Here is a 22,548-nt window from a genome sequence, read left to right on the forward strand (position 1 = left end):
TTCAGAATTTTGAAAAAACAATGACAAAATTTCATAAGATTTTCGCAAAAAAAATAACGTTACCGGGAAGCAACGTTATGAAAATAAGAAGTTTATAAAACCCTCTTCAGTATCCGATTAAGAAAATTATCCTATTTCTTTACAAAGATATTAATGATAAAAACAGGGTAATATTCGGTTTTAGCCGTTTTTACAAGATCAGTAAAATTGCTTTACGATATCAATAATTTCAGTTTCGGGATCCATAAAGAGGTACATACTTCCCTCATCATGGAAAAAATCACCTTTTTTTATTTCAATCTGTCCTAAAAAGAACAGGGGTTGATTGTTTTTAACAGGCCATTCCGGATTCTGTAACCATTTGGGAGGTTTAGTCTGGTATTTAAAAAGTTCCGTGTAGCGTTGTTTTATGTGTTGTTTCTGTTCGGATTTTGAAAGTGTTTTGTCTTTTGGCAGAATATGCTGTTCGATTAATCCGGGATCAGCGTCTATATATTTGGGACTGGTACTTAAAATTAGTTCATACTCATCAGACTTTTGTGCGGAAGCTGTGATCTCTATCCCAATTTTGCTTAAAAACAGTTGTACCGTTCCGTGAGCATTGACTCTTCCTTCAGCATTTTTATAATCCTGCTCAATCAGATAAAAGTAAGCGTTGGTGTTTTGTAAATAAGTCCCCTGCCAATTTATGGACGGATCTGAAAGCTGCTTTTCCAAATCCTTATTGGTATAAAGCTGCTGTTCAAAGTCTTTATTGGAAAGTTTACCCTCCACGAAATCTTTTAAAATCTGTATTTCATCTGCCATCTGTCAGTATTTTTTCCCGTCATAGAAGACGAAGGATCAAATTTAAGTCAAAAAAATCACACCAGAATGATAAAAGAATCCGCGTGATCTGCAAAATTGGCGAGACCTATTTTTTTAAGCTCGCAGATTTCACAGATCAAGCAGATGTTGTTTTTTTAATTAAAATACCTATAAATTAATCCCTGTTCCCGCTTTTGGCTTGTCTTACCGCCTGATTGTCTTTTTGATTAAATCTATAAACCAGCGTTAACCGATACCGCGCGGCATTAGGAATATTAGTCTGGCTGATGTCATAATCTGTTCCTACGGTTCTGCTGTTTGACTTTCGTAATCCAAAAAGGTTACTGATATCGAACATCAGCGTTGCTTTGTCTTTTAAAAACGTTTTGCTGAGTCCAAAATCAATGCTGTGAAGAGCATCTGTACGGGTTTGCGCTGTAGCATTGGCTCCTCTGAAATTATAAAGCGTCTGAAAAGCAAGTTTGTTTTTCAGCTTCAACTGAGCACTTACACGGGAGGTTAAAGTATTCCCGGAATAATCGAAGCTCTGATCTTTATAACTTCCCTGTTCGGCATAATGGAACAGATTAAGCTCTGTATTCACCTGCAGCCATTTGACCGGATTATAAAGTACTGATAGTTCAAAACCGTGACGGGTTTCCCTATGAATATTAACCGGCATTGTGATAAACAACCCTTCTGCATTCCGGAACGTATAATCCTCCATCACTCCGGTGTTTCGCTGATAATAAAAGGATGGGTTGAGCGTAAGCGTCTTCCAGTTTTTAAGGAAAGCGATTTCAAAGACATTGGCGTATGATGGGTTAAGATCCGGATTTCCTACATAACGGCTGGTCAGATCAGTCAGTTCATTAAAAGGGTAAATCATGCCTAATCTTGGTCTGTTGATTCGCTTGCTGTAACTTCCCTGTAAAGTTGACCGCTCATTGAAACGGTAGCTTATGTTGAATGTCGGAAACAATCGGTTATAATCTTTTTTATTGCTATAGCTTCCCGCGCGGTCTTCGATCCCGATATGGGTGAGTTCGCCACGCAAACCAGCCTGATAACTTAATGCTCCGGTCTTTCCGGAAAACTGGACGTAAGCGCTTCCAATCAATTCTTTATACAACAAATGATTATCAATCTGTTCAATGATTTCCCAGCCTGCAGAATTTTGTTGTTCTGCAATAAAGTCGCTGTTCACTCTCCTATCCTCTAATTTCAAACCGAATTCAAGGGTAGACGTACTGTCAAGAGGCTGTATCATATCTGTTTTAATCATAAAGTCTTTACTGGCGCCCATTGAACCTGTTCTGATCATCGGTAAATCAATAGCAGTTGGAAATACTTTGCTGGTTGATAAATTCCAGTCTTTGTCGCTGTCCCAGAAATCGTACTGCATATCTACTGTCAGTTTCTTACCTTCCTTAGCGAAGTTTTTGGTATAGTTCAATTCGAGCTGATTGTAGCTTCGTTTTTCCCATGATTCGCCCTTTCTGGTGAGGCTGCTGTCTATAGCCCCGTTTTTATTTGAATAGACATAGTTCAGTTGGGTCTTGTCATGATCATTAGTTGAGTTTCGCATGAAAGCTGCAGTAATAGTATTATGATCATTGACCTTAAAGTCGGCTCCAAAATAAAGTAATTTGGCATCATCGTGTCTTTCCTCATCCTGTCTTCTGTTCAGATCAACTCTTTCTCCTGAAAGTCCGGTGGACTGTTTCATCGTGTACAAACCTACATAATCAGATAACCGAATGCCATATGTCGCAAACAGATTGAGCCTGTCCGATTTATAATTCAGACTCGGACTGATCCGTGTTTCATTGGGAATACCGCCTACCAGACGAAGCTGACCACTGAATCCTCCTTTTTTATTCTTTTTAAGTATGATATTGATAATCCCTGCAGAACCCGCCGCATCAAATCTGGAAGAAGGATTCGTGATCACCTCCACACGCTCCACCTGATCGGCAGGCACCTGTTCCAAAGCATTACCCTGAGTAAGCCCGGTCCGGCGACCGTCAATCAATACCAATACATTATTATTCCCCCGCAGACTGATTTCTCCACCAGGGCTTACACTCACTGAGGGAACAACGTTGAGAAGATCCGTTACGGCTCCCGATTGTGAGAGTACATCCTTGCCTACTTCAAAAACTTTTTTGTCCAGCTTTAAACTTATGGATGAACGCAGGCCTGTTACAGAGACTTCCTGCAATAGCTTTGTATCAGATTCTAAAATAACTGTCCCTACATTGATTACCTCATCAGACTTGACTTCTACAGGTCTGCTTATGGTTTTAAAACCTGCAAAACTGTAACTGATGGTATACTTTCCCGCCGGAATGCTTTCCAGTCTGAATATGCCTTTGTTATCCGAAATACCCGCTGCAATGGCTTTATCTCCACTTTCCTTTAATGTTACCGTTACATAAGATATAGGTACGGCTGATTTTTCCTGAATAATTCCGGTAATCTGACCTTTCTGTGCTAATGAATACTGGACAGAAAAGAGGCTAAAAATAATGATGGCTGCTTGTTTCATGATGTAAATTTAAATCGCAGAAACAGTCGTTCACAGCAGAAACATCTGAACAACTCTACAGGCTTTCAAACGACATCCTGTTTTTCAAATTAGCTTGTATATTTACATCATGCATACTTTAATGTTTTTATTAACACTGCTCAGCCTGCTGGCCACGCCTGTTATCCGCAATGAGGACCCGATACCGCTCTATAAAACCGGAGACCATATGGCGTGGGCTGATAAAAATTATAACGATAAAGGCTGGTCGGAAACGAGAGGCAATACATCAGACAAAATATTCTGGTCACGTACCCAGCTCGATCTGCGTCCGGTGGAGAATGAATTGACCCCTCTCGGACTTCAGATTGATTCCTTCGGGGCTTTTGAAGTATATTGGGACGGCATACTAATCGGTAAAAACGGACAGCTTCCAAAAAACGGAAATCCTGAAATCCCGGGAACCGAGTGCAGCTATTACAGAATTCCGGATCATCTGATTTCGCCGGGCCTTCACACCATTGCTATGCGTAGTTCCCAGTCACTGCATCCGGATGTGCAGCGAAGCATAGGATTTGATATCAATAATTACACAACATTAATCACAAGACCATTGATCACAATGGCTTATATGAACCTGATGGCCGGAGCTTTTCTGATCGCGGCAGTTTATTATTTTTTCCTTTATCTGAACAGCAAACGGAGACAGAAGGACATCCTGATATTTGCAACCATCTGTCTTCTCTTTTTTACTTTACTGATCATGGAGTATCTGAAATTCCATGTGGTGATTCCTTATTCTGAGTTCTTCATACGTCTTGAGATCATCGGATGGCTGACATTTGCCAATGCATTGCTCGTTCCGTGGTATTTTATGATTCAGTTTAACTTCAGACATGGAAAATGGCTGATGCTCGCTCTTCTGCTTACATTGTTGGGACTCTATTGGTTCAATTATGGCCATTATGACCTGACTGCCCGACTCTACAGTCTGGCTATGCTGATCGCTGCTTTTATTGTGGTTCTAAATGGTATTATTCAAAAGGAAAAAGGAGGATTTATTGCTCTGGCAGCTCTTTTGGCGAGTGCATTGGTCAACAGGATTGTGGTTTATGATTTCGGTTTATTCATTAGTTTTACCATTATTGTGCTGTCGATGCTTTATCTTCACTCTATCCGTACCAGTGTTATTGAGGCAGAACACCAGAATGCGGTTTTGCTTTCATCAAGACTTCAACTGGAGCTGCTTAAAAAGAATATTCAACCTCACTTTTTAAGGAATACCCTGACTTCAATGATGGATTGGGTGGAAGAATCTCCTAAGGATGGTGCCCGTTTTATACAGGCACTGGCCACAGAATTTGACATTATGAACGAAATCTCTGAACAAACTTTGATCCCTGTCACCAAAGAACTGGAGCTTTGCCGTCAACATATATCTGTGATGGGTTTCCGGAAAGAAATGAATTATATCTGGGAGGAAAAGGAAATTAATAAAACACAGCTGATCCCGCCGGCGGTTATTCATACGTTGCTGGAGAATGGTATTACCCACAGTGAACCTTTGTCCGGAAATACGATTCAGTTTATAATCCATTATTCTATATCAAAAGAGGCTTGTCAGTATACTTTTGAAACTATCGCGAAGAACCGGCAAATCATGACAGACCGCACGGGCGGAAACGGCTTTAAGTATATCAAAGCAAGACTGACTGAAAGTTATGGTTCAAACTGGACATTCGAATCGGGTGCCACGGAAAACGGCTGGAAGTCTACCATTCAAATTTTAAAGTAATGAATATAGTAATTATAGAGGACGAGACCAGAATTGCCCGCCGTTTGGAGCGTATGACCGCTGAATTTTTTGCAGACAGGCTGAATGAAATCATTATCTGTGATTCTCTGCAAAAGGGACTTGATCAGGTTTCTTTCCGGGTTCCGGATCTTCTGCTGCTCGACCTTAACCTCAATGGGGATAATGGTTTTGAGTTGTTGGAGCAGATGGTAGCTGCTTCTTTTCACACGATCATTGTTTCTGCCAATATCGATAAAGCGATCACGGCTTTTGCGTATGGCGTTCTGGATTTTGTTCCCAAACCTTTTGATCAGGAAAGACTTTTTAAGGCTTTGACCAGGTTTGTCAGCCCAGCCTTAAAACCGGATGAAGGCATTAAATATCTTGCAGTCAAAAGAGCAGGACAGGTTCGTCTCATCCATATTTCTGAAGTGATCTACATCAAAGGGGCTGGAATTTATACCGAGCTGCATCTCAGCAACGGGCTGAATGAGCTCCACGATAAGTCACTTGAGCATTTGCAGCAGCTTCTTCCCGACAGATTTGAACGTATCCACAAGTCTTATCTTGTTAATTTTCAACAGATTGAAAAGATCATCATCAATCCCGGGACACGCTATGGAGCCTTGCTTAAAACCGGTGAAGTGCTTCCGGTAGGACGTTCCAGGTATAAAGATTTGAAAAATAAAATGGTCTGATGCCTGAATTTAACAACGAAGATGCGGTTCTTTAAAATAAACTCAGGTCGTACTGCTTCACCAGGTCTAAAATCATATGATAGCCCGCTGCAGAATTTCCATGCTGATCCAATGCAGGGCTGAAAACACCAATGCCCATTTTTCCGGGAACGCTTACGGTAATTCCTCCTCCAACGCCAGATTTGCTCGGAAGACCTACGGTTCTGGCATATTCTCCGCTGAATTCGTACATGCCGGCAATAAGCATTTGGGATTGAATCAGTCTTGACATTTCTGCATTTTTATACTTGCTGTCTCCGTCAAAACGAACACATTCATTCGCAAAGAAATAGCCTATTTTAGCCAAATCTTCAGCGGTAAGTTCTATAGAGCACTGTCTGAAATAATTATCCAGCTGATCTTCATTTCCTGAAATCAGTCCGTTATTTTTCATCAGGTAAAACATGCCGCGGTTACGGTGTCCTGTAGATTTTTCGGATTCGTAAACAGATGTACTGTAATCAAGGGTTTGATTTTTGGTGATGTAGCGTACCATATCCAGAATTTTCAGAAATGGTTTTTCGCCATCGCCGGAAATTAATGAAGTGGTGAGAATGGCACCAGCATTCATCATCGGATTCAATGGCTTGCCCGTAGTTTCGAGGTTTGAAAAATGATTGAAAGGTTGATCGGTTCCGAAATAGCCCATTTTATCAAAGACATTGGTTTCCCCTTTTTCACTGACAGCAATCATCAATGCAATGATTTTGGAGATACTCTGCATGGTGAATTTCTTCTGTACATCTCCTACATTAAAGACTTTTCCGTTTTTTTCCACGACTGAGAATGCAATTGCCTTAGCATCCATATTTCCCAGCTCGGGAATATAATCTGCTACTTTACCCTTTGTATAATAGGTTCTGTTTTTTTCCAGAATACTGCTTAATGTTTTCTCTGAGATGGTTGAAATGTCTGCTGTTTTCTGAGCAAACATCACCGTATTAAAGGAAAGAAAAGCTGCAATACAGATTCCTTTTGCAGAAACTAAGAAACTATTGTTGTTCATAAAGGTATTTTCGGCTAACATCTTATCATCAACCCCGAAAAACAAAGATAAAGTATTTCATCCTTCACTAGCAAATGTCCTGAAAATATACAGGGTTTAACAGGATCTAACCTGATTAAGTATTTCTACTCAAAACCGTAATTGGTCATTTCTACTCTAAAAAAAATGCGCTGTTCTTTGTTACTTTGAACTACCAATCAAGCGGCATCAATAAAGGTTAATTCCTCAACTGAGACGCTTAAAAAAGCAGAGGTAAAAACTAACCAACCAAAATACAACCAACATGGAAACATCAAATGTAAGCGGAACCGCCAACTCATCCGGTCAGCTTCAATTAGGGAACGGGGCCCAATTCTGGGTTTATCTGTCTCCTCAGAACAATACAGCCAAAATGATTTCAACATGGCGTGTTACATTCTCACAGGGTAACTGGAGTGATTCTATTTCAAGTGATGCACCCACTAAACAAATTCAGACGCCTAACCTTTCGGGAATCTTTGATATTAAAGTAGAGTTATTAAGCGGTTCTACCGGTACATGGCGCCAGATCCCTCCTCAGCAGGGAAGCTATAATGAAATAGGCTGTAACTCCAATTGTGCATCAATGGTAGGTATCGTTGCAGACAGTACCACTCCTCCTCCAGGTGCAGTTAATGCCCATTTCTGGACGACGTGGGATGCGATGTGCAAAGCTCAATAAAAGCTTAAAAAAGTCTTAATCATAACCAGTCCATATCCTTCAATTGCCGGCCGTTTTTTTTCGAGTGATAGTGCATGATGTAAAACTCGTGTGTTTAAACCTTTCGAAAAACACGGCCGGTAATTGTTTTTCTGACTAAATATTCAATTTCAGAACGGGACTTTTAGGTTGAATGTTCGAAAGAATTACAATCCATTGATGTATTACTCTTTCATCCATTTCAATCGCTGTAAAAACTAATACTACAAAACCTATGAAAACAGAAAACTACGACGTCATCGTTATTGGTGGCGGAGCCATAGGCCTGGCTACTGCCTACCATCTTGGCCAACGAAAGGCTAAAACCTTAGTACTGGAACAGTTCACTTTTGTGAATCAGCTTGGAAGTTCTGCCGGAGTTTCCCGCCAGTTCCGTATTCCTTACCCGGATGAATATATGGTAAAAATGGCTCTTGAAGCACAACCTTACTGGGACGAGCTGGAAAAGAAGACCAACACTTCTCTGCTGGATAAAGTGGGTACACTTTGGTTTGGAGATCCTGAAGTACATTCCACGGAAGGAAATATTGCCCTGGCTGAGCAGGCCCTGAAAGAACTGGGTGTTCCCTACACTACCCTAACGGCAAAAGAAATCGAAGAAAAGTACCATTTTAAAAACTTACCGGACAATTATACCGGACTATTTCAGCCGGATGGTGCAAGCATCAATTTTAAATTAACAATTGAAACGCTTTTAGGACTTTGCCAACAGGAAGAAACCGTTCAGTTAGAAGAAAATTCGCCTGTACTTGACATCAAACAGATAGGTGACCTTTTTGAACTTACGACTCCTAACGGAATTTATATTGCTAAAAAACTGGCGATTATTCCGGGACCTTACATTAACAGTGTCATCAATTTACTGGATTTTAAAATAGAAGCTACCTACTGGAATATGTCTTCGGCATATTTTAAGAAAACAGATCCCAACATACAGTATCCAACCTGGTTTGTGTTCCAGAATGCTATTGAGGAAAATGGCAATCAGTTCTATGGTTTTCCTTCTGTAGACTGGGATCATCCGGAATACATCCGCGTGGCACCGGATTTTGTCATTAATCCTTTGGAAGAACCTAATGACCGTACATTAATTCCCAATCCTCAGGAACTGGCCTATACTTCCGATTGGGTACAACAACATATGACAGGACTGGCTACAGAGCCTGAATATACTTCAACCTGCCTTATTGCTTTGAGCAAAATACCGAATAAGGAACTACTGATTGATTTCGCACCCAAATATGTCCCGAATTATAAAAACATTGTGGTGTATGCCACAGGATGGGCTGCAAAATTCACTCCATTCCTCGGGAAAATCATGTCTGATCTTGCCTTAGACGGACATACGGATTTTGATATTTCTCATTTCCAGTTAGGACGTAAATACTTTAAAGCCATTTAAAACAATCAACCATGAATAAAAATACACCATTAAACACAGGAAAACATCCTGATTTAAAAATAGAAGTTGCCATCATCGGTGCCGGAACTTCCGGTTTGTATACCGCTTACCGTTTAGTCACTGATAAGAAATTTAAAGCCAGTGAAGTACAGATCTTTGACATGAACAATAAACTGGGTGGAAGACTGGAATCTGTAGTGATGCCGGGAATGAATTTCTGGGGAGAACTGGGAGGTATGCGCTACCTGACTTCTCAGGAAATCGTAACGACCTTAATTGAAGGATATCCGCTTACCGAAGAAGATCCTGCAAAACGAACTCCTGTCCTGAAAGATAAAATGACACCTGTTCCTTTCCCGATGGGTGATCCTACCAAACTATTGATGTATCTGAGAAAAGAACGTTTCAAACAGGATGCGTGGGATGTGGCTCAGAAAGAGGGGAAAAAGCTTGCCACCCGTTATTATCTGAATGATGATGATTACGGTTTCAGCTCGGATCAGTTATTCAATAAGATTATTTATGATGTGTTGATGGCAGATCCGTGGGTAGCTCAGAAATACAGCGACAAGATTATCAAAGGTGACAGCATCTACGATTACAGTTTTAAACTGACCAGTGAAGACTGGGATGACATCAAACCTAAGCTGGTTTACAATTTCCCGAATTCTCCTTATGACCGACGTAAGGTAAATGATCTGGGATTCTGGAACCTGATCAAGGATCAGATTTCACAGGAAGGCTATGAATTTGTGGCCAATGCCGGCGGATATTATTCAAACACAATCAACTGGAACTCTGCGGAAGCTTTTCCTTATATGGTGGGAGATTTCTCTGCCGGAACCATTTACAAAACCATTGAGGAAGGCTATGACAGCATCGCTTACGCCGTAGCCAATTCTTATATGGAACATGACGGTGCCTGCATCTGGTCTGAAAATAAGTTGCTTACGTTTACCAAAGAGCATCCTTTAATCCACACCCATAAGTACCAATTGACTTTTCTGAATCTAAAAACCAACACGACATGGAATGTATATGCCAATAAACTGGTTCTTGCCATGCCGAGAAAATCTCTGGAACTTCTGGATCAGAACAATTTCTTCTTTAACATTAATGAAAATTCAGTCCTTAATACCAATATCCGTTCGGTAATTATGGAGCCTGCTTTTAAAATATTAATGGGCTTTGAGTACCCATGGTGGAAAGAGAAACAACTGGACATTGATTCCGGACATTCTATTACTGACCTGCCTATGAGACAGTGTTACTATTTCGGTACAGATCCTCAAACCAATAATTCAATGTTACTGGGAAGCTACGGAGATATGGAAACCGAAACCTTCTGGAAAGCACTCTCAGATGATAAATTACTTTTCGAAGTAAGAGCCGCCAAATCTGCCTCACTGACGGAACTGCACGAACTGGATGATGTTCAGGCCACCCAGATGATGGTGGATGAACTGATGAATCAACTTCGTGAGCTGCACGGCCCTGATGTAACGATACCGGATCCTTATGTAACCTACTTTAAAGACTGGACCGATGAACCTTTCGGAGCAGGATACCACGCCTGGAAAGCCGGATACTCCGTTGAAAACGTAATGCCATACATGAGAAAACCGGTAGCTGATGAATCCATTCACATTATCGGGGAAGCTTATTCTGATCAACAGGGATGGGTGGAAGGTGCTTTCTGCGAGGCCGAAAAAATGCTGCAGGAACATTTTGGAATGCACCGCCCGATCTGGCTGAGCCCGACTTATTATTTGGGATGGTAGACTAATGGACTGGAAGTTGGAAGAGGGAGGCTGGAAGCTAATATTGGGGTTGGGATTTCTTTTTCTGATTTTAATGACTTTTTCCTTCAGTCTTGAACTTCGCTAGTTCATTTAACCATTTATTATTCTGAATGCAGATACATATAACTGCCTCATTTTTAGTAATGAGGCGGTTTTTTTCATTCCCTTTTTGTTATGAAAAAACTAGTAAATAAGATAGAAAAGTCTTATATTTGTATAGAGTAATTAAATCTTTCTCAAAACGGCGAATGAAACCAATTTCTAAAAATACAGATGCTTTACGTCAACAGATTATGAAATCTGCTGTGGCATCTTTTAAAATAGAAGGAATTAAGATCTCAGCTGATACAGCTTCTAAAGCATTGAAAAAAATTGAAGCTAAGATGGCAAAATCTTCCCGATAAGATCTATCATTGGTTCATAATTTTTTGCTGCAGAACTCTGAACTGCAATTATATATTGTTCAAATTCTTTTTCGTTTATCTTTTCAAATTCCAAAGGTTCAAAACCAGCTTTTCTAACCATCAGATTGGCAAGAATACGGGCTGTTCTTCCATTACCTTCTCTAAATGGATGTATAAAAAGTAATTCACCATGTACTATAGCAACATCTCTTATTAAAGTTTCTTTATCTTTATAATCCGATGGTAATTTTAGTAGGATCTCATCTTCAAACTGCTTCATTGATTCCTTAAGAAATCTCGCTGAAGAAAAAAGGAAACCTCCTTTTGAAATATTTACATTACGATATTTCCCTGCAAAAGTATATAAATGAGCCAATGCCAGCTTATGAATTTTCAATATATAATTCGTATTAAATTTGGTCCGTCTGTGGAGACTTTCTGTTAATATAATTTCTGCCTGTAAAAAGCCTTCAAATTCGGCAATAGCTATTTCCTCCAGGCTTTTTAATCCTAGTTTGTTAGATAGTATTTCGGATTCATCCCGTGGAACTTCATACTTCATAAATATAAATTTACTTAAGTTTACTTTATGATAAAAAATAAAATCAGGTAATTATATTAGAATAATTCGCTTTAACACTCAAGACTCCTGATAAACAGTCACTGGACCTGCCAATCCCATAGACTGCAACGGCTGGTCTTTCTTTTTCTGATTAGTCCAATACTGTGCTACCACATTATCTTTAAGGGTTTTCATATAATTGACCATCACTGTGACCACTTTAATTTCTATTTCATTAACTCCGTCTTTGACTAAACCGTTCAATGGATAAATTCTCTTCCCGAACCACTGTACTCCCGCTTCTTTCCCATTAATGCGCACTTCGCAAATTCCATATACATTTCCAAGATTGATGTAGCTGTCCACATTTTTGTCCTTGATCTGAAACGTATTCCGGTAAATGACTGTTCCGGCAAAATGAGTATAGGCTGATAATTCTTTAAGATCCGTCAGCTTGTCGAATTCTTCTTTTTTGACTGTCCCATCGTAATGTTTAAACTCAATTTTCCATTGATCGTTAAGTTCTTTCACGTTCTTTCCGGTCAGAGGACTTTCTTTCCAGATTGTACCTCTTTTATGGCCATCAAAGACAATCAATTTTGAATCGGCAGGACCTAAATCGATATTGAGTCGCCCATCGGGAAGATTCAGTTTGAAACGCTTACCTGTTACCGCATCCCACAGCCAGGCCTGCTTATTTTTGATCACGCTTTTTTCGAAGGTAATATCCAGCGGCACACTGTTTTTACTGCTGGAATTGTTAAACAGGAAAATCTCGGCATCCCGGGTTTGGTAGCGTACCTGTGTGATGAAAGTTTTCGGGGTCTTTATCTTCACATAAGGTATCATATTATACTTTTCCTGAACAGATTTATACCAATTGAGAAAATCGGATTGCGGTTTATTCAGGAAAATAAAACGTTCCGGAAATGTCTGCATTTTGCTGATCCAGTTTTGTACTTCCTGTTCTCTTTCTTCATAATGATTCCAGCCTGTGGAGCGGTCTGGAATAGCTTCAATACAGAATATCCTTCCACCGCCACTCACAAATTCGTACAATTTTTTTGCTGTGGCCGTATCCAGACTGTGTACCTCAATCAAAAATAAAGTGTGGTACTTTCTTTTTCCATAGGTAAGAAAACCTTTCTTCATTTCTGAATCATTGATCACCTGTTCCGATACATAATCACAGGCATTCCCATTCTGATGGATAGATTCCCAGATCAAAGCCTGATAAGCTGGGGATACCACCGTTGGAAAAGGTTCATTCTGTGCTCCAAACTGTGTCCATTGGTCTGCGAAAGGAGCTAAAAGAGCAATATCTGCAAACATCGTCGCCTGTTGCAATAAAGCGGAAAGTCTTGCCCGATAATCTGTATAATGTTTAAAATAAGGCCAGATTGTGTTTTTCTCATTGAAATATCCGCCATAGGTGATCCAGCCGGGAAAAGCTGCTTCCGGAGGAGAATAGTTAAATCCATGAAAAATAGGATGGGTCACTCCGGATATGGTACTCTGATCTCCAGCTATTTTAAAGATCTCCAGCGCTTCGTTGAATACCATATCTGTATTGGTCAGTTCTTCCGAGCTGATGAGTTTTTTATCCTTTAAATGGGCGGCTGAAGACACCAGTTTATTGATCATGGTATTTCCCCTACCCAAATGCCATGGATACTGTGTGAATTTTTCTTCACTGATATCTTCTCCAATTCCGTATTTAAGCCAGGTTTCACATTCGGGAATATCTATTTCAAAGCTTCCTTCCAGCGGAAAATAACCGCGCCCGTAAGCCTGTGCCCTTGATTTTATCTTATTGTCTTTACACCACTGTGCGAAGGTATGTACAAACCGCTCTCTGAATAGTTCAGTTTTCGTCAGCTCGAAATCATACCGCATACGGTCTGTCATCTTTTTAAATTCCGGACCCATTTTTACAGGATAAAGGATATTCACACCCGTGGTATTTCCCATACTTCCGATTTTAAACAGAACAAAAGGCAGATACGGATACAGGTCATATCCTCTCCTCTTTTTGAACTCGCTCATCATATCATGGTTCCAGTTCGTTCCTTCTGTTTCAAGACTGTCGATGAAGAAAGACCGGATGTTGGGAGCCAATGGTCCTATTTTTTGCTGAATAGTATCGCTCATCCTGTTGAGGTATTTCTTCACAGCTGCTGTATCATAGTGATTAAGGACAGGTCCCATTCCGCCCGGAGCGCCCTGAATAACGCTCATAAAACGGTCTATTTTCACCAATCCGTAAATGGCATAATCTCCTTTGGGTATGGAAACTTTAATCATTCCGCTTTCAATCTGGTCTGAAAGATTGATGACCTCATCCAGACTGTTCAAAGGATCGGGAACGAGTTTCACTTCCAGCATTTCCATGGTTCTTCCGCTGTATGGATTGGTAATGGCAGGATCCGCTTCTTTGTAAAGATCAAAAAGAGAAAACTCGGTTTTAAGAGGGCCTTTGAATTTTTTCACCGCCAAAACCACAATCTGGGAACATTCTTCTTTTTCCAGAAAATCTCCGCCCATTGGAAAGCCTGTCCCGACAAGCAGGTCACAAGTCATTCCTAATGATTTCGCTTCTTCGAGAGTAAACCTCAACAATTCGATCCATTCATCACTTAACCACTCTGCACCCCGTTTTCCCGTATCTTCAGTACGCAGGGGAAAAGATATCGGATTGATTTCCACTCCGCCTATTCCGGCAGCTTTTAAAACCCTGAGTTCCCGCGCCAGTTCTGCTTTTTCTATTTTGTTCCCATTCCACCACCAGCGGACAAATGGCCTGTATTGATTTTCGGGATCGCTGAAGATTTCAAACAGTGATTTATATTTCGGGAAATGCTCCTCTCCCAGCATGGCATGGGCATATGATGGTAATACATTCACCAAAACCAAACCGGACGCCGCAATGGAACACTGTTTCAAAAAGTCTCTTCTTTTCATGAATGGTCTATCAATTTAAATTACAATGCCTGTGAACTCTGTGGTTAGGTTCTGAAATTCCGGGAACAGAATGATCGGGCAGACCAAATTTAATGGATTTGTTGAGAATATGGCAATTCTAATAAAAAAATCACCTGAAAGAGATCACGTGCCTGGATTTTAATCATTTAACCTGAATTTTTCAAGTACATGGAAACTTACTTAATCTGAGGAATTAAAATTAAGTTGTCAAAAATTACGGGTGAGGTTTAGAGAGTTATGAATTATGAGTTTTGAGTTATGAGTTTGGTGAGAGTCATGAGACGTAAGTTTAGAAGCTATAGACACAGAAATATTAGATAAAGAGCAAATGTTGGGGGCTGAGGTTCTCGAAGCTACCAGCAGCACGTCTGAAATCTGAAGGCATTCACCACTCACTTGCGAAGCAAAATTCACCATTCACATTCTTACTCCCAGTTGAAAGTCTGATGTCTGATGTCTGAAATCTGACGTCTAAAATCTTGATTCTTGGTTCTTGATTTTTGAATCTAACATTCACTATTCACTTGCTAAGTAAAATTCACCATTCATCATCTTAGTCGCAGCTGAAAGTCTGATGTCTGATGTCTGATGTCTGGTGTCTGAAATCTTGATTGCAGCTTATTTCCAGTAGCTCCATTTCAATCCATCGAATACGGCTAATGTTTTGCTGACCGTATCATAACAGATCATTCCCGGAAATGGATTTTTAACACTGGTATGGGGAGCGGCTACTTTAGGTAATATTAAGGCTTTATCTGCAGCTTCCAACACCAATACTCCGGGAGCCGTGGTTGTGGCAGATCCTATGATCACATTAGTTTGAGCGGGTGTTTCTGTGCTTGTATTGAAGAAAACATTGTCAATTGATCCGGGGTCGCTGAGCGAAATCCACTCAGAATCTGTTTTCATCTTTACCACTTTATCATTTTTATCCATCAGAATAGTTCCTTCTGCCGCATTGGTGGGAAGCGTTTCTATGATCGGAAGCAGAATCCCATTGGTGGTATTGGGTTTAAAATCGAGAATTCCGTCTCCATCCACTGTTTCCTTACCAATTGCTACCTGCGCCTGAAGCATTTCCAAGCTGAGCAACCCTATTATCAATACTATTTTTTTCATGATGAAGTTATTTCAGGAGTTACATTATTAATCATTACAGGATCTTGTGATGCAGTTCCATACCGTCCCATTATAGAGTTTAAAGCATTGATCTGCCGTATCAAATATTAACATGCCCTCTACTGGAACAGCAATACTGGCGGAAGTGGTTCTGGTAATGACAAAACCTTTATTCCTGGATTCCAATGTCATAAAGCCATTAGGTATATTCGTGGGCCAATTGGGCTGTTTGTTGCTTTGGGCTGTAATCCCAAATTTGGTCATCTCGTTTGGAGTTCCCACGGCCGGGTCTTTTGTACAGTGGGTTTGAATATTAATTCCAAATGTGAAATATTTATTCGCCGGAAACGGATAATTAAAAACCGCCTTACCTCCTGTAAAACCGGTTGCCGGAATGACCTGTACATTTTGAGAAAGCCCGCTGTCATCCGCTACTACCATAGATACCTGATCGGTAGCGGCAATCCCTGTATAGGCTGAAAGATCGGCCTGCAGCCATGTAGAACCCGTATTATTTGTTCTCTGCGCCAACCATATCCTCTGAATCACCTGTCCCGTTGCAGTCCCGTTATTGACCAAGGCAATGTTCTGAACATTATTATCTCCCATGATAAGAAAAGTTTTATCCTGAAGGAAATTCTGTCGGCCCGGACTGCTATTGGCTGATATGAAATCATTATTGGTAGACACCGTAAGCATAATATTATTTTCAGTATTGATGCTATTGGTAACAAGCTGATTCAATGCTGAGGCATCGTCCTTTGCCAGTCCGAAGATGTTGTTGTTGAAAGAAGTGTTCAGTCCGGAATTCCATGTAATAATGGTTTCATCGGAAGCCAGATAATCTTGGGGCTGAACCAGTGTGATCCCGTATTTGACTGCTAAATATGAATTCACTCTCTGCCTTTCCGTTTCAGTCTGCGTTTCGGAATACAGAATAAATTCCCCAATCCTGTCGCCTGCCAGAGAAGTGCTGCCGGAACCTCCGTCATTATCCATCAAAAGAACCATTCCCGGATAATTAAAATTAGAGGATACATTATTTGATGGCTGGCCGTATTCCTTGCCGTTATTCCCAAAAAGATAGTTCATGTTAGCACCGGAAAGTCGGTTATAATAAGACTGTATGCTGGGAAGGTCAGTCCCGATGGTATTGATGATATCTGTTCCAAAAAACACGTCCCCGGATTCTTTTTCATTATAAAACTCAGGCCGGTTCCCCTGTGATCCGAAAAACGGCGACTGCCATATTCCTGCTACTGAAGATACATTAGAACTTCTGGCGGTTCCATTCATTACAAATACCGTTCTGTAACTGCCCGAGACGGTTCTTGTCAGATGGGTATAGGAAGTCATGGCATTGGTTGTATTATCGGGAAAGCCCAGTGGAAATTTGTATCCGGATCTGTATCCGTTTGTACTTACGATTTCAATAGCCGGATTAAAGTTGAAATTCGGTATGGAAGGTGCTGTACGGTAAGCCGGTATGGCTCCTACGCCCGGATCTGCATAATAACCTGGCATTCCCTGATTGGCAATACCATTGACGCCACCGGATCTTTGATTTTCCCATACAGGAACTTTTGAATTATCTGTCGCTGTTCCCGTTCCTGCATCTGCTTTTACCCATACCTGCAGATTGCCGGAGACCCCGCCTGGTGCCGGAAGCTGTGCCCCCAGTTCATAACTCAACATCAGGAATAAAAGAATAACTGCTTTTTCATTGATGTAAGTTTTCATACCTGTTTATTTTAATAGATAGCTGACGTCTCTGATAGATGGAAAATCTTCCTTAATTGAAAATAATGAGTGACTTACACGGAAAACAGTCCATTGTATGACCCGTACCATGTAAGAAACTGACAGCAGCTAATAGTTGTTTTTTTAAGTTTACAGATATTAAATATAAGTTTTTTTCATTTAAATGGGAAATACTTTAGAATAAAATTCTCAATTCCTACCCTTTCAAAAAGATAGATAGACCTAAAAAAAGCCTGTCATATTCAATAGATCTTATTATAATTTCTTGAATACAACAGGCTAAAACAATCCTTTATTTTTAGAGTAAGTACACTTTTTTAACGTGAATTTGGGATAAGACATTTGTTTTAGATAGCAGATATCAGACACAAGACATCAGACATCAGACTATAATTTATTAACTATTATCAACCAGCAACTAATAAACCAGCAACCGAAACTCATAACTCTCAAAAACCCGTCCCCATTACTCCGTTACCTCAATCTTAACTCAGTTTTTTTTATTTATTCTTTGTTGGAACTTTAACACTCAGATGATCTCTTTTTAGCGTGACAGCATTCAGTTTTCCATTGACGAAATCAAATTTTAAAGGGTTCGGATAATCTATAATTTTAAACCATCCGTTTTTCAGATAAACTAATTCATTGTCATTTTTTCCTTTAAAATGGTCCAATATCAGGGATTCTACATACAGGCGGTTATTTTTTTCCACGATCTTAGTATCCATTCCCTGGCCATAAAGGAAATCATCATAGGTTCCGATGAGTTTTTCTTTCAAATCTGAAGGTATTTCCTGAGTTTCTTCCTCAGATTCTTTGCTGTTCCAGTCCATCAGGGTCAGAATCTTTTTCTGAGTCTGTCCCATTACAGGAAAACGGTTCGGTTTTTCGCCATTGGCTAAATAGACAAGACCGTTCCCATCTTTCATGGTAGCCAGAACATTTCCACCCACTCCGGTATTGGAACCGTTGCATGAAAACCAGTCATAGCCGCTATAGCCAAAAGACTTCTGCCAACCGTAACTCCATCCGCCAACAGCATCTTTTAAAGCGGACACCGCCGTTACTTTTTTGGCTACTGCATGAGAGATCACTTTGTTGTTTTTATTGCGAAGCGCATTCTGTATCTCTATAGAAAGTTTAGCTAAATCAGTTGGTGTAGACCACATTCCTGACGCCCCAACCTGTGGCGTGATAGGTAATCCCGTTTTAATCACTTTTCCATCTTTATCATGTACAGAAGCAACATTGGTTGGAAATCCCTTTTCATTAGGTTGGGTCATAGTTGTATTTTTCATGCCTAGCGGTGAGAAAATATATTCTTTGGCTAATTCTGCAATCGGCCTGTTGAAAGTATCTTCCAATGCCATCTGAATAATGACATAACCACCACCACTGTACGCAAAACTCGTTCCCGGCGTAAAGAGAAATTCAATTTCTTTGTCATATCTCGGGATCTGTCCCAAAAGACTCTGCTTTATGGTCGGAATGGTTTCTCCTTCATAATGGTCTTCAAATCCACCCTGACTTGTACCAGCCGTATGATTAAAAAACTGTCTCCAGGTCGGGCTGTTGTTTTCCGTAAACTTACTTTTAGGTAAATGCCAACGTTTTAAGGACTTATCGATCGGGTCATTTAAATTAATCAATCCTTTTTCCTCAAGAATATGACAGAGAAGCGATGTGATGGGTTTTGAAATAGAAGCTGTAGAGAAAGCCGTATTCTCATCTATCTTTTCATTGGAATTTGTAGATTTTATGCCCCATTGGTTGGAATACACGATCTTATAGTTTTCAAAAACCACAAGACTGAATCCCGGAAGTTTATACTTTTCTAATTGCGGGTCTATTTTTAAGCTGTCGGTAAGAAAGCTGTAGTCTTCTTTTTTCGACAAAACTTGATGGCTGGTCTGGCAGCTCGAAAGGATGAACAGAGAAATTAGTAAATAAAGGGTAGTTTTCATTGTATCGTTTTTTAATTGTTAAACATTGATTTCGATACAAATTTGGGAAAGAAACCGGCCCTGTGCGACCGAGTAAAAAAAGTCGGTCGCATTTAACCAAAAGAATGCGTACGATTAATGTATTCGGACGTACGACTTTTTATAAATCACTACTTAACAACTGTTTACGGTACAAAGTAGGGGTAAGATCCGTATATTTTTTAAAGGCGGTATTGAAAGAAGATTTTGAATTAAAACCCACTTCATAAAGGATTTCAAGAACTGTTACCTTCTTTTTTGCAGGATCTTTTAAAATCACTTTTGCCTCTTCTATTCGGTATGTATTGATAAAGTCAAAAAAATGCTGCCCCAGCTGATGATTGATTAAAAGTGACAGGTCCCGGACAGGAATCTGAGTGCTGTCTGAAACATTCTGAATGGTTAAAGAAGGATCAAGAAAAGGCTTTTCTTCAACCATATATTTTTTTAATTTGATCAACTCTTCATTCAGTTCACTTTCACTAACAGTCTGAGCTTCACTATTTTTTTCTTCTGAAATGATATCGGAGACAAGCTTTAATCTTGAATTGATATTTCTGAATAAACCGGGATGATTTAATGCCTTAAATAAATACCAGCAGATGATAAACAGCTGGAATACAAGAATTCCGACTTTGATCCATTCGGAGATATATGGATAATCTGAAAATTTAAAAATGTTTTTTATAATGACAATCAGGTATAAAGCCGTCAATACAGACGTAAACTGAAACAGCCAGTTGTAGGAATTGACATTGACTCCTGCATAATTTTCGCGATACAGCTTTTTTGCTTTCCTCAGCAGGACAAAAACAGCCACAAAATAAGCCACAAACTGAATATGGAAAAGAATATGGGTAACCTGCAGCTCAATTCTGCTTTGGCGGTTGATAATAAAATCCATTTTGGAAGCGGCATCCACCATATAAAAACGAGGCAGCAAGATCATATTCACCACTAAGAACGGCAGCAGATGCAGTATATGCTTCGGTTTAAGCCTAAAATCTGAATAACAGACAGACATTACATAGAGATAAAAAGCCGGAATCTGCAGGAAAGCCAGCGTACTTCTCAACATCCCCAGGTTGGAAGGGCCATCCGTTACTAAACTCACTAAAGGCTCACTGATATCCATTATGTTCACGATCAGAAAAGCCGCAAAAAGAGAATTGCTTAACCTGTATTCTGTTCTGACCGTCAACAAAAAAAATGCAAGAAATAATGAAATAAACAGGGAGATTCCTGTCACGATAATTAGTACATTGATCTTATCCATTTTTTGTTTCTGTTTGTTTATAAATTGTTTTCAAAGAAATTAGTTTCCAGCTTATGAGGAGTTCTTACAACTGTCACAGCAGCTAAATATTCAAAAGTGAACGGTACAAATATAGATATTAGGCAGGATTTGTTTGCGTGTTTCTCATGAAAAAACCTCGCTGGATGTGAATACTACTAATGAGTGTAGTAAGTGACCTTCTCAAAAAAAGCTTTAAAATCTTTTGTGAAAATTTATTTAACGCAAAGTTTCAAAGTAATATGCTTTAGTTTCAAATTGGGCAGAGAGATACGGCTTTACCACTGAATAAGCGGACGTTTTAGCAGGTAGAAATAAAATATAAAAGAGTGACCAAAAGCCACTCTTATTTTTCATCAATACTGATCAGTACAGTATTAATCTGTTTTAAAAATATCAGTATTAATTGACACCAGGACCAATTAGTTCCGTGGTCAGGTATACAGATTTTAAAAGGTTCTTACGGTCAAACATTAAGATCGTGTAGTGTTTTCCTTTTTTGAAAGTCAGTTTTGAGCCACCCGGAAGTTCAGTGTACTCGCCGAGTTTTTCTGTTGTAGCGCCGTATTTACTGAATTTGGCCGTACTCTGCTGAAGCGTCGTTTTGTTCAGGGCAAGCTGATACGGAAGTCCTTCAACAACCGCTCCTTTATCATCCTCCATATCAAAAGACATCTCGTTAATCGTTTTATTGTTTCCAAGGCTGGCATAAAGCAACACACCTGATTTTGTGATCCACTTGGCATATTTTTCATCATTAGCATCTTCATAGAAAATAGTTTTCACATTCAGCGCTTTTGAAATTTTGTCCGGTGTCTGAGGAAAAATAAATTCATCGTTTTTGTCCAGTAAGGAATTCAAACCTGCGTTTTGCTGCGAGAATGCCGTGAAGCTTACCAGCTGAAATACGATGGTCAGGACTAATGTTAATGGTTTCATCTGCATAATTACTGTTTTTAATATTTAAAATTTGGTGGTTAAAGATATTAAAATTAGCTCATTTCAGGGCAGGAAAACTCAAATTAAGGTTCCGGATATTGTACTGGTTCCTCTGAATTTATCCCATAACGTTGTTCACACTAATCTCAAATAAACTGACGGAAGCATTGTCATAGTGTGCCGGTAATCCATCCGTGTTTTTAAGTTCTTTCAATCCCAGAAAATCGAATCCGCATTTTGTATAATAGTTAATCAACCCCTGATTTTCGCCGACCGTATCCAGACGGATATATTTCTTTCCGTTACTTAAAGCATATTCCTTAGCCCAATGCACTATATCTTCCACAAGGTTTTGTCCCTTGAATTCGGGGTTTGAAGCAATTCTGTGAATGTAAACTGCAGGATCGCTGTTGCGCTCTTCCCAAATCTGAGGATCATCAAATGTAGTCGCCCAGACACATGCAATTTGATCATCAATCACAATCTTCCATTGTCTTTGTTCATCAATTTCTGTCTCTATAAGGCTCCGCTCAAATTCCGGCCACTGAACCACATGCTTTAATTTCTGAAAATCCGTAGCTATTGTATACAGCCTGAAAATTTCTCCGATATCCTGAGTAGTGGAATTTTGTATCTCCATAATAGTCCCTTTTTGCTTATTAATGACACCGTCCATATTTGTTTTCG

The 22,548-nt window shown here is 39.8% G+C and carries 17 protein-coding genes; 6 read left to right on the top strand and 11 right to left on the bottom strand.

The window, feature by feature from the left end; genetic code table 11:
• Positions 1-198 precede the first annotated feature (198 nt).
• Entirely contained in the window at positions 199-807 is a 609-nt protein-coding gene (locus tag BM143_RS03365; protein WP_090022967.1) for a hypothetical protein, read from the bottom strand.
• Positions 808-982: 175 nt separating this feature from the next.
• Positions 983-3,358 carry a TonB-dependent receptor gene (locus BM143_RS03370; protein WP_090022969.1) on the bottom strand — a complete coding sequence of 792 codons (2,376 nt, stop codon included), beginning with the start codon at positions 3,356-3,358 and terminating at the stop codon, positions 983-985.
• Between the two features lie 121 nt (positions 3,359-3,479).
• Between BM143_RS03370 and BM143_RS03375 the strand changes: the two genes are divergently transcribed.
• Together BM143_RS03375 and BM143_RS03380 are read left to right on the top strand one after the other, a co-directional pair.
• Positions 3,480-5,132, top strand: a complete 1,653-nt coding sequence (locus BM143_RS03375; protein ID WP_228430682.1) for a histidine kinase — start codon at positions 3,480-3,482, stop codon at positions 5,130-5,132.
• Positions 5,132-5,830 (top strand): LytR/AlgR family response regulator transcription factor, encoded by a 699-nt coding sequence (locus BM143_RS03380; protein WP_090022973.1) that lies wholly within the window; start codon positions 5,132-5,134, stop codon positions 5,828-5,830. The genes BM143_RS03375 and BM143_RS03380 overlap by 1 nt, the downstream gene beginning before the upstream one ends.
• Positions 5,831-5,861: 31 nt before the next feature.
• On the opposite strand, the gene glsA is transcribed toward BM143_RS03380, so the two are convergent.
• Positions 5,862-6,875 (bottom strand): glutaminase A, encoded by a 1,014-nt coding sequence (glsA, locus tag BM143_RS03385; RefSeq protein ID WP_090023874.1) that lies wholly within the window; start codon positions 6,873-6,875, stop codon positions 5,862-5,864.
• Between the two features lie 283 nt (positions 6,876-7,158).
• Here glsA and BM143_RS03390 point away from each other — a divergent pair, with 283 nt between their 5' ends.
• The 4 genes from BM143_RS03390 (at position 7,159) to BM143_RS23885 (ending at position 11,222) form a co-directional block, all read left to right on the top strand.
• On the top strand, positions 7,159-7,575 hold the full coding sequence (locus tag BM143_RS03390; RefSeq protein ID WP_090022975.1) for a hypothetical protein: 417 nt from the start codon (positions 7,159-7,161) through the stop codon (positions 7,573-7,575).
• A gap of 253 nt (positions 7,576-7,828) precedes the next feature.
• Positions 7,829-9,016, top strand: coding sequence for an FAD-dependent oxidoreductase (locus tag BM143_RS03395; RefSeq protein WP_090022977.1), 1,188 nt, complete (start codon positions 7,829-7,831; stop codon positions 9,014-9,016).
• Between the two features lie 11 nt (positions 9,017-9,027).
• On the top strand, positions 9,028-10,797 hold the full coding sequence (locus BM143_RS03400; protein ID WP_090022979.1) for a flavin monoamine oxidase family protein: 1,770 nt from the start codon (positions 9,028-9,030) through the stop codon (positions 10,795-10,797).
• Positions 10,798-11,066: 269 nt separating this feature from the next.
• Positions 11,067-11,222 (top strand): hypothetical protein, encoded by a 156-nt coding sequence (locus BM143_RS23885; protein WP_167375235.1) that lies wholly within the window; start codon positions 11,067-11,069, stop codon positions 11,220-11,222.
• On the opposite strand, the gene BM143_RS03405 is transcribed toward BM143_RS23885, so the two are convergent.
• From BM143_RS03405 to BM143_RS03440, 8 genes are all read right to left on the bottom strand, one after another.
• Positions 11,197-11,784, bottom strand: coding sequence for a Fic/DOC family protein (locus BM143_RS03405; protein WP_090022981.1), 588 nt, complete (start codon positions 11,782-11,784; stop codon positions 11,197-11,199). The genes BM143_RS23885 and BM143_RS03405 overlap by 26 nt on opposite strands.
• A 78-nt stretch (positions 11,785-11,862) precedes the next feature.
• Entirely contained in the window at positions 11,863-14,745 is a 2,883-nt protein-coding gene (locus BM143_RS03410; RefSeq protein WP_090022983.1) for a glycosyl hydrolase, read from the bottom strand.
• A gap of 639 nt (positions 14,746-15,384) precedes the next feature.
• Positions 15,385-15,885 carry a hypothetical protein gene (locus BM143_RS03415; RefSeq protein WP_090022985.1) on the bottom strand — a complete coding sequence of 167 codons (501 nt, stop codon included), beginning with the start codon at positions 15,883-15,885 and terminating at the stop codon, positions 15,385-15,387.
• A gap of 27 nt (positions 15,886-15,912) precedes the next feature.
• Positions 15,913-17,625: a hypothetical protein gene (locus BM143_RS03420; protein WP_090022987.1), complete on the bottom strand. Its 1,713-nt coding sequence runs from the start codon at positions 17,623-17,625 to the stop codon at positions 15,913-15,915.
• A gap of 521 nt (positions 17,626-18,146) precedes the next feature.
• A complete protein-coding gene (locus BM143_RS03425) occupies positions 18,147-19,610 on the bottom strand; it encodes a serine hydrolase domain-containing protein (RefSeq protein ID WP_090022989.1) in 1,464 nt (487 codons plus the stop codon).
• Positions 19,611-19,749: 139 nt separating this feature from the next.
• On the bottom strand, positions 19,750-20,904 hold the full coding sequence (locus BM143_RS03430) for a helix-turn-helix domain-containing protein (protein ID WP_090022991.1): 1,155 nt from the start codon (positions 20,902-20,904) through the stop codon (positions 19,750-19,752).
• A 420-nt stretch (positions 20,905-21,324) separates the two neighbouring features.
• Entirely contained in the window at positions 21,325-21,861 is a 537-nt protein-coding gene (locus BM143_RS03435) for a hypothetical protein (RefSeq protein ID WP_139221975.1), read from the bottom strand.
• 118 nt (positions 21,862-21,979) lie between these two features.
• Positions 21,980-22,501, bottom strand: a complete 522-nt coding sequence (locus tag BM143_RS03440) for a GNAT family N-acetyltransferase (RefSeq protein WP_090023875.1) — start codon at positions 22,499-22,501, stop codon at positions 21,980-21,982.
• Positions 22,502-22,548 lie beyond the last annotated feature (47 nt).

This window comes from Chryseobacterium oleae (assembly GCF_900115055.1).
In the GTDB taxonomy this organism is placed as follows: domain Bacteria; phylum Bacteroidota; class Bacteroidia; order Flavobacteriales; family Weeksellaceae; genus Chryseobacterium; species Chryseobacterium oleae.

Excerpts from the sequence above, each read along its gene's own strand:
- BM143_RS03400 (WP_090022979.1), top strand. The coding sequence starts at position 9,028 with ATGAATAAAAATACACCATTAAACACAGGAAAACATCCTGATTTAAAA.
- BM143_RS03430 (WP_090022991.1), bottom strand. The coding sequence starts at position 20,904 with ATGGATAAGATCAATGTACTAATTATCGTGACAGGAATCTCCCTGTTT.
- BM143_RS03410 (WP_090022983.1), bottom strand. The coding sequence starts at position 14,745 with ATGAAAAGAAGAGACTTTTTGAAACAGTGTTCCATTGCGGCGTCCGGT.
- BM143_RS03440 (WP_090023875.1), bottom strand. The coding sequence starts at position 22,501 with ATGGAGATACAAAATTCCACTACTCAGGATATCGGAGAAATTTTCAGG.
- BM143_RS23885 (WP_167375235.1), top strand. The coding sequence starts at position 11,067 with ATGAAACCAATTTCTAAAAATACAGATGCTTTACGTCAACAGATTATG.
- BM143_RS03415 (WP_090022985.1), bottom strand. The coding sequence starts at position 15,885 with ATGAAAAAAATAGTATTGATAATAGGGTTGCTCAGCTTGGAAATGCTT.
- BM143_RS03370 (WP_090022969.1), bottom strand. The coding sequence starts at position 3,358 with ATGAAACAAGCAGCCATCATTATTTTTAGCCTCTTTTCTGTCCAGTAT.
- BM143_RS03375 (WP_228430682.1), top strand. The coding sequence starts at position 3,480 with ATGTTTTTATTAACACTGCTCAGCCTGCTGGCCACGCCTGTTATCCGC.
- BM143_RS03420 (WP_090022987.1), bottom strand. The coding sequence starts at position 17,625 with ATGAAAACTTACATCAATGAAAAAGCAGTTATTCTTTTATTCCTGATG.
- BM143_RS03365 (WP_090022967.1), bottom strand. The coding sequence starts at position 807 with ATGGCAGATGAAATACAGATTTTAAAAGATTTCGTGGAGGGTAAACTT.
- glsA (WP_090023874.1), bottom strand. The coding sequence starts at position 6,875 with ATGAACAACAATAGTTTCTTAGTTTCTGCAAAAGGAATCTGTATTGCA.
- BM143_RS03405 (WP_090022981.1), bottom strand. The coding sequence starts at position 11,784 with ATGAAGTATGAAGTTCCACGGGATGAATCCGAAATACTATCTAACAAA.
- BM143_RS03395 (WP_090022977.1), top strand. The coding sequence starts at position 7,829 with ATGAAAACAGAAAACTACGACGTCATCGTTATTGGTGGCGGAGCCATA.
- BM143_RS03390 (WP_090022975.1), top strand. The coding sequence starts at position 7,159 with ATGGAAACATCAAATGTAAGCGGAACCGCCAACTCATCCGGTCAGCTT.
- BM143_RS03425 (WP_090022989.1), bottom strand. The coding sequence starts at position 19,610 with ATGAAAACTACCCTTTATTTACTAATTTCTCTGTTCATCCTTTCGAGC.
- BM143_RS03435 (WP_139221975.1), bottom strand. The coding sequence starts at position 21,861 with ATGAAACCATTAACATTAGTCCTGACCATCGTATTTCAGCTGGTAAGC.
- BM143_RS03380 (WP_090022973.1), top strand. The coding sequence starts at position 5,132 with ATGAATATAGTAATTATAGAGGACGAGACCAGAATTGCCCGCCGTTTG.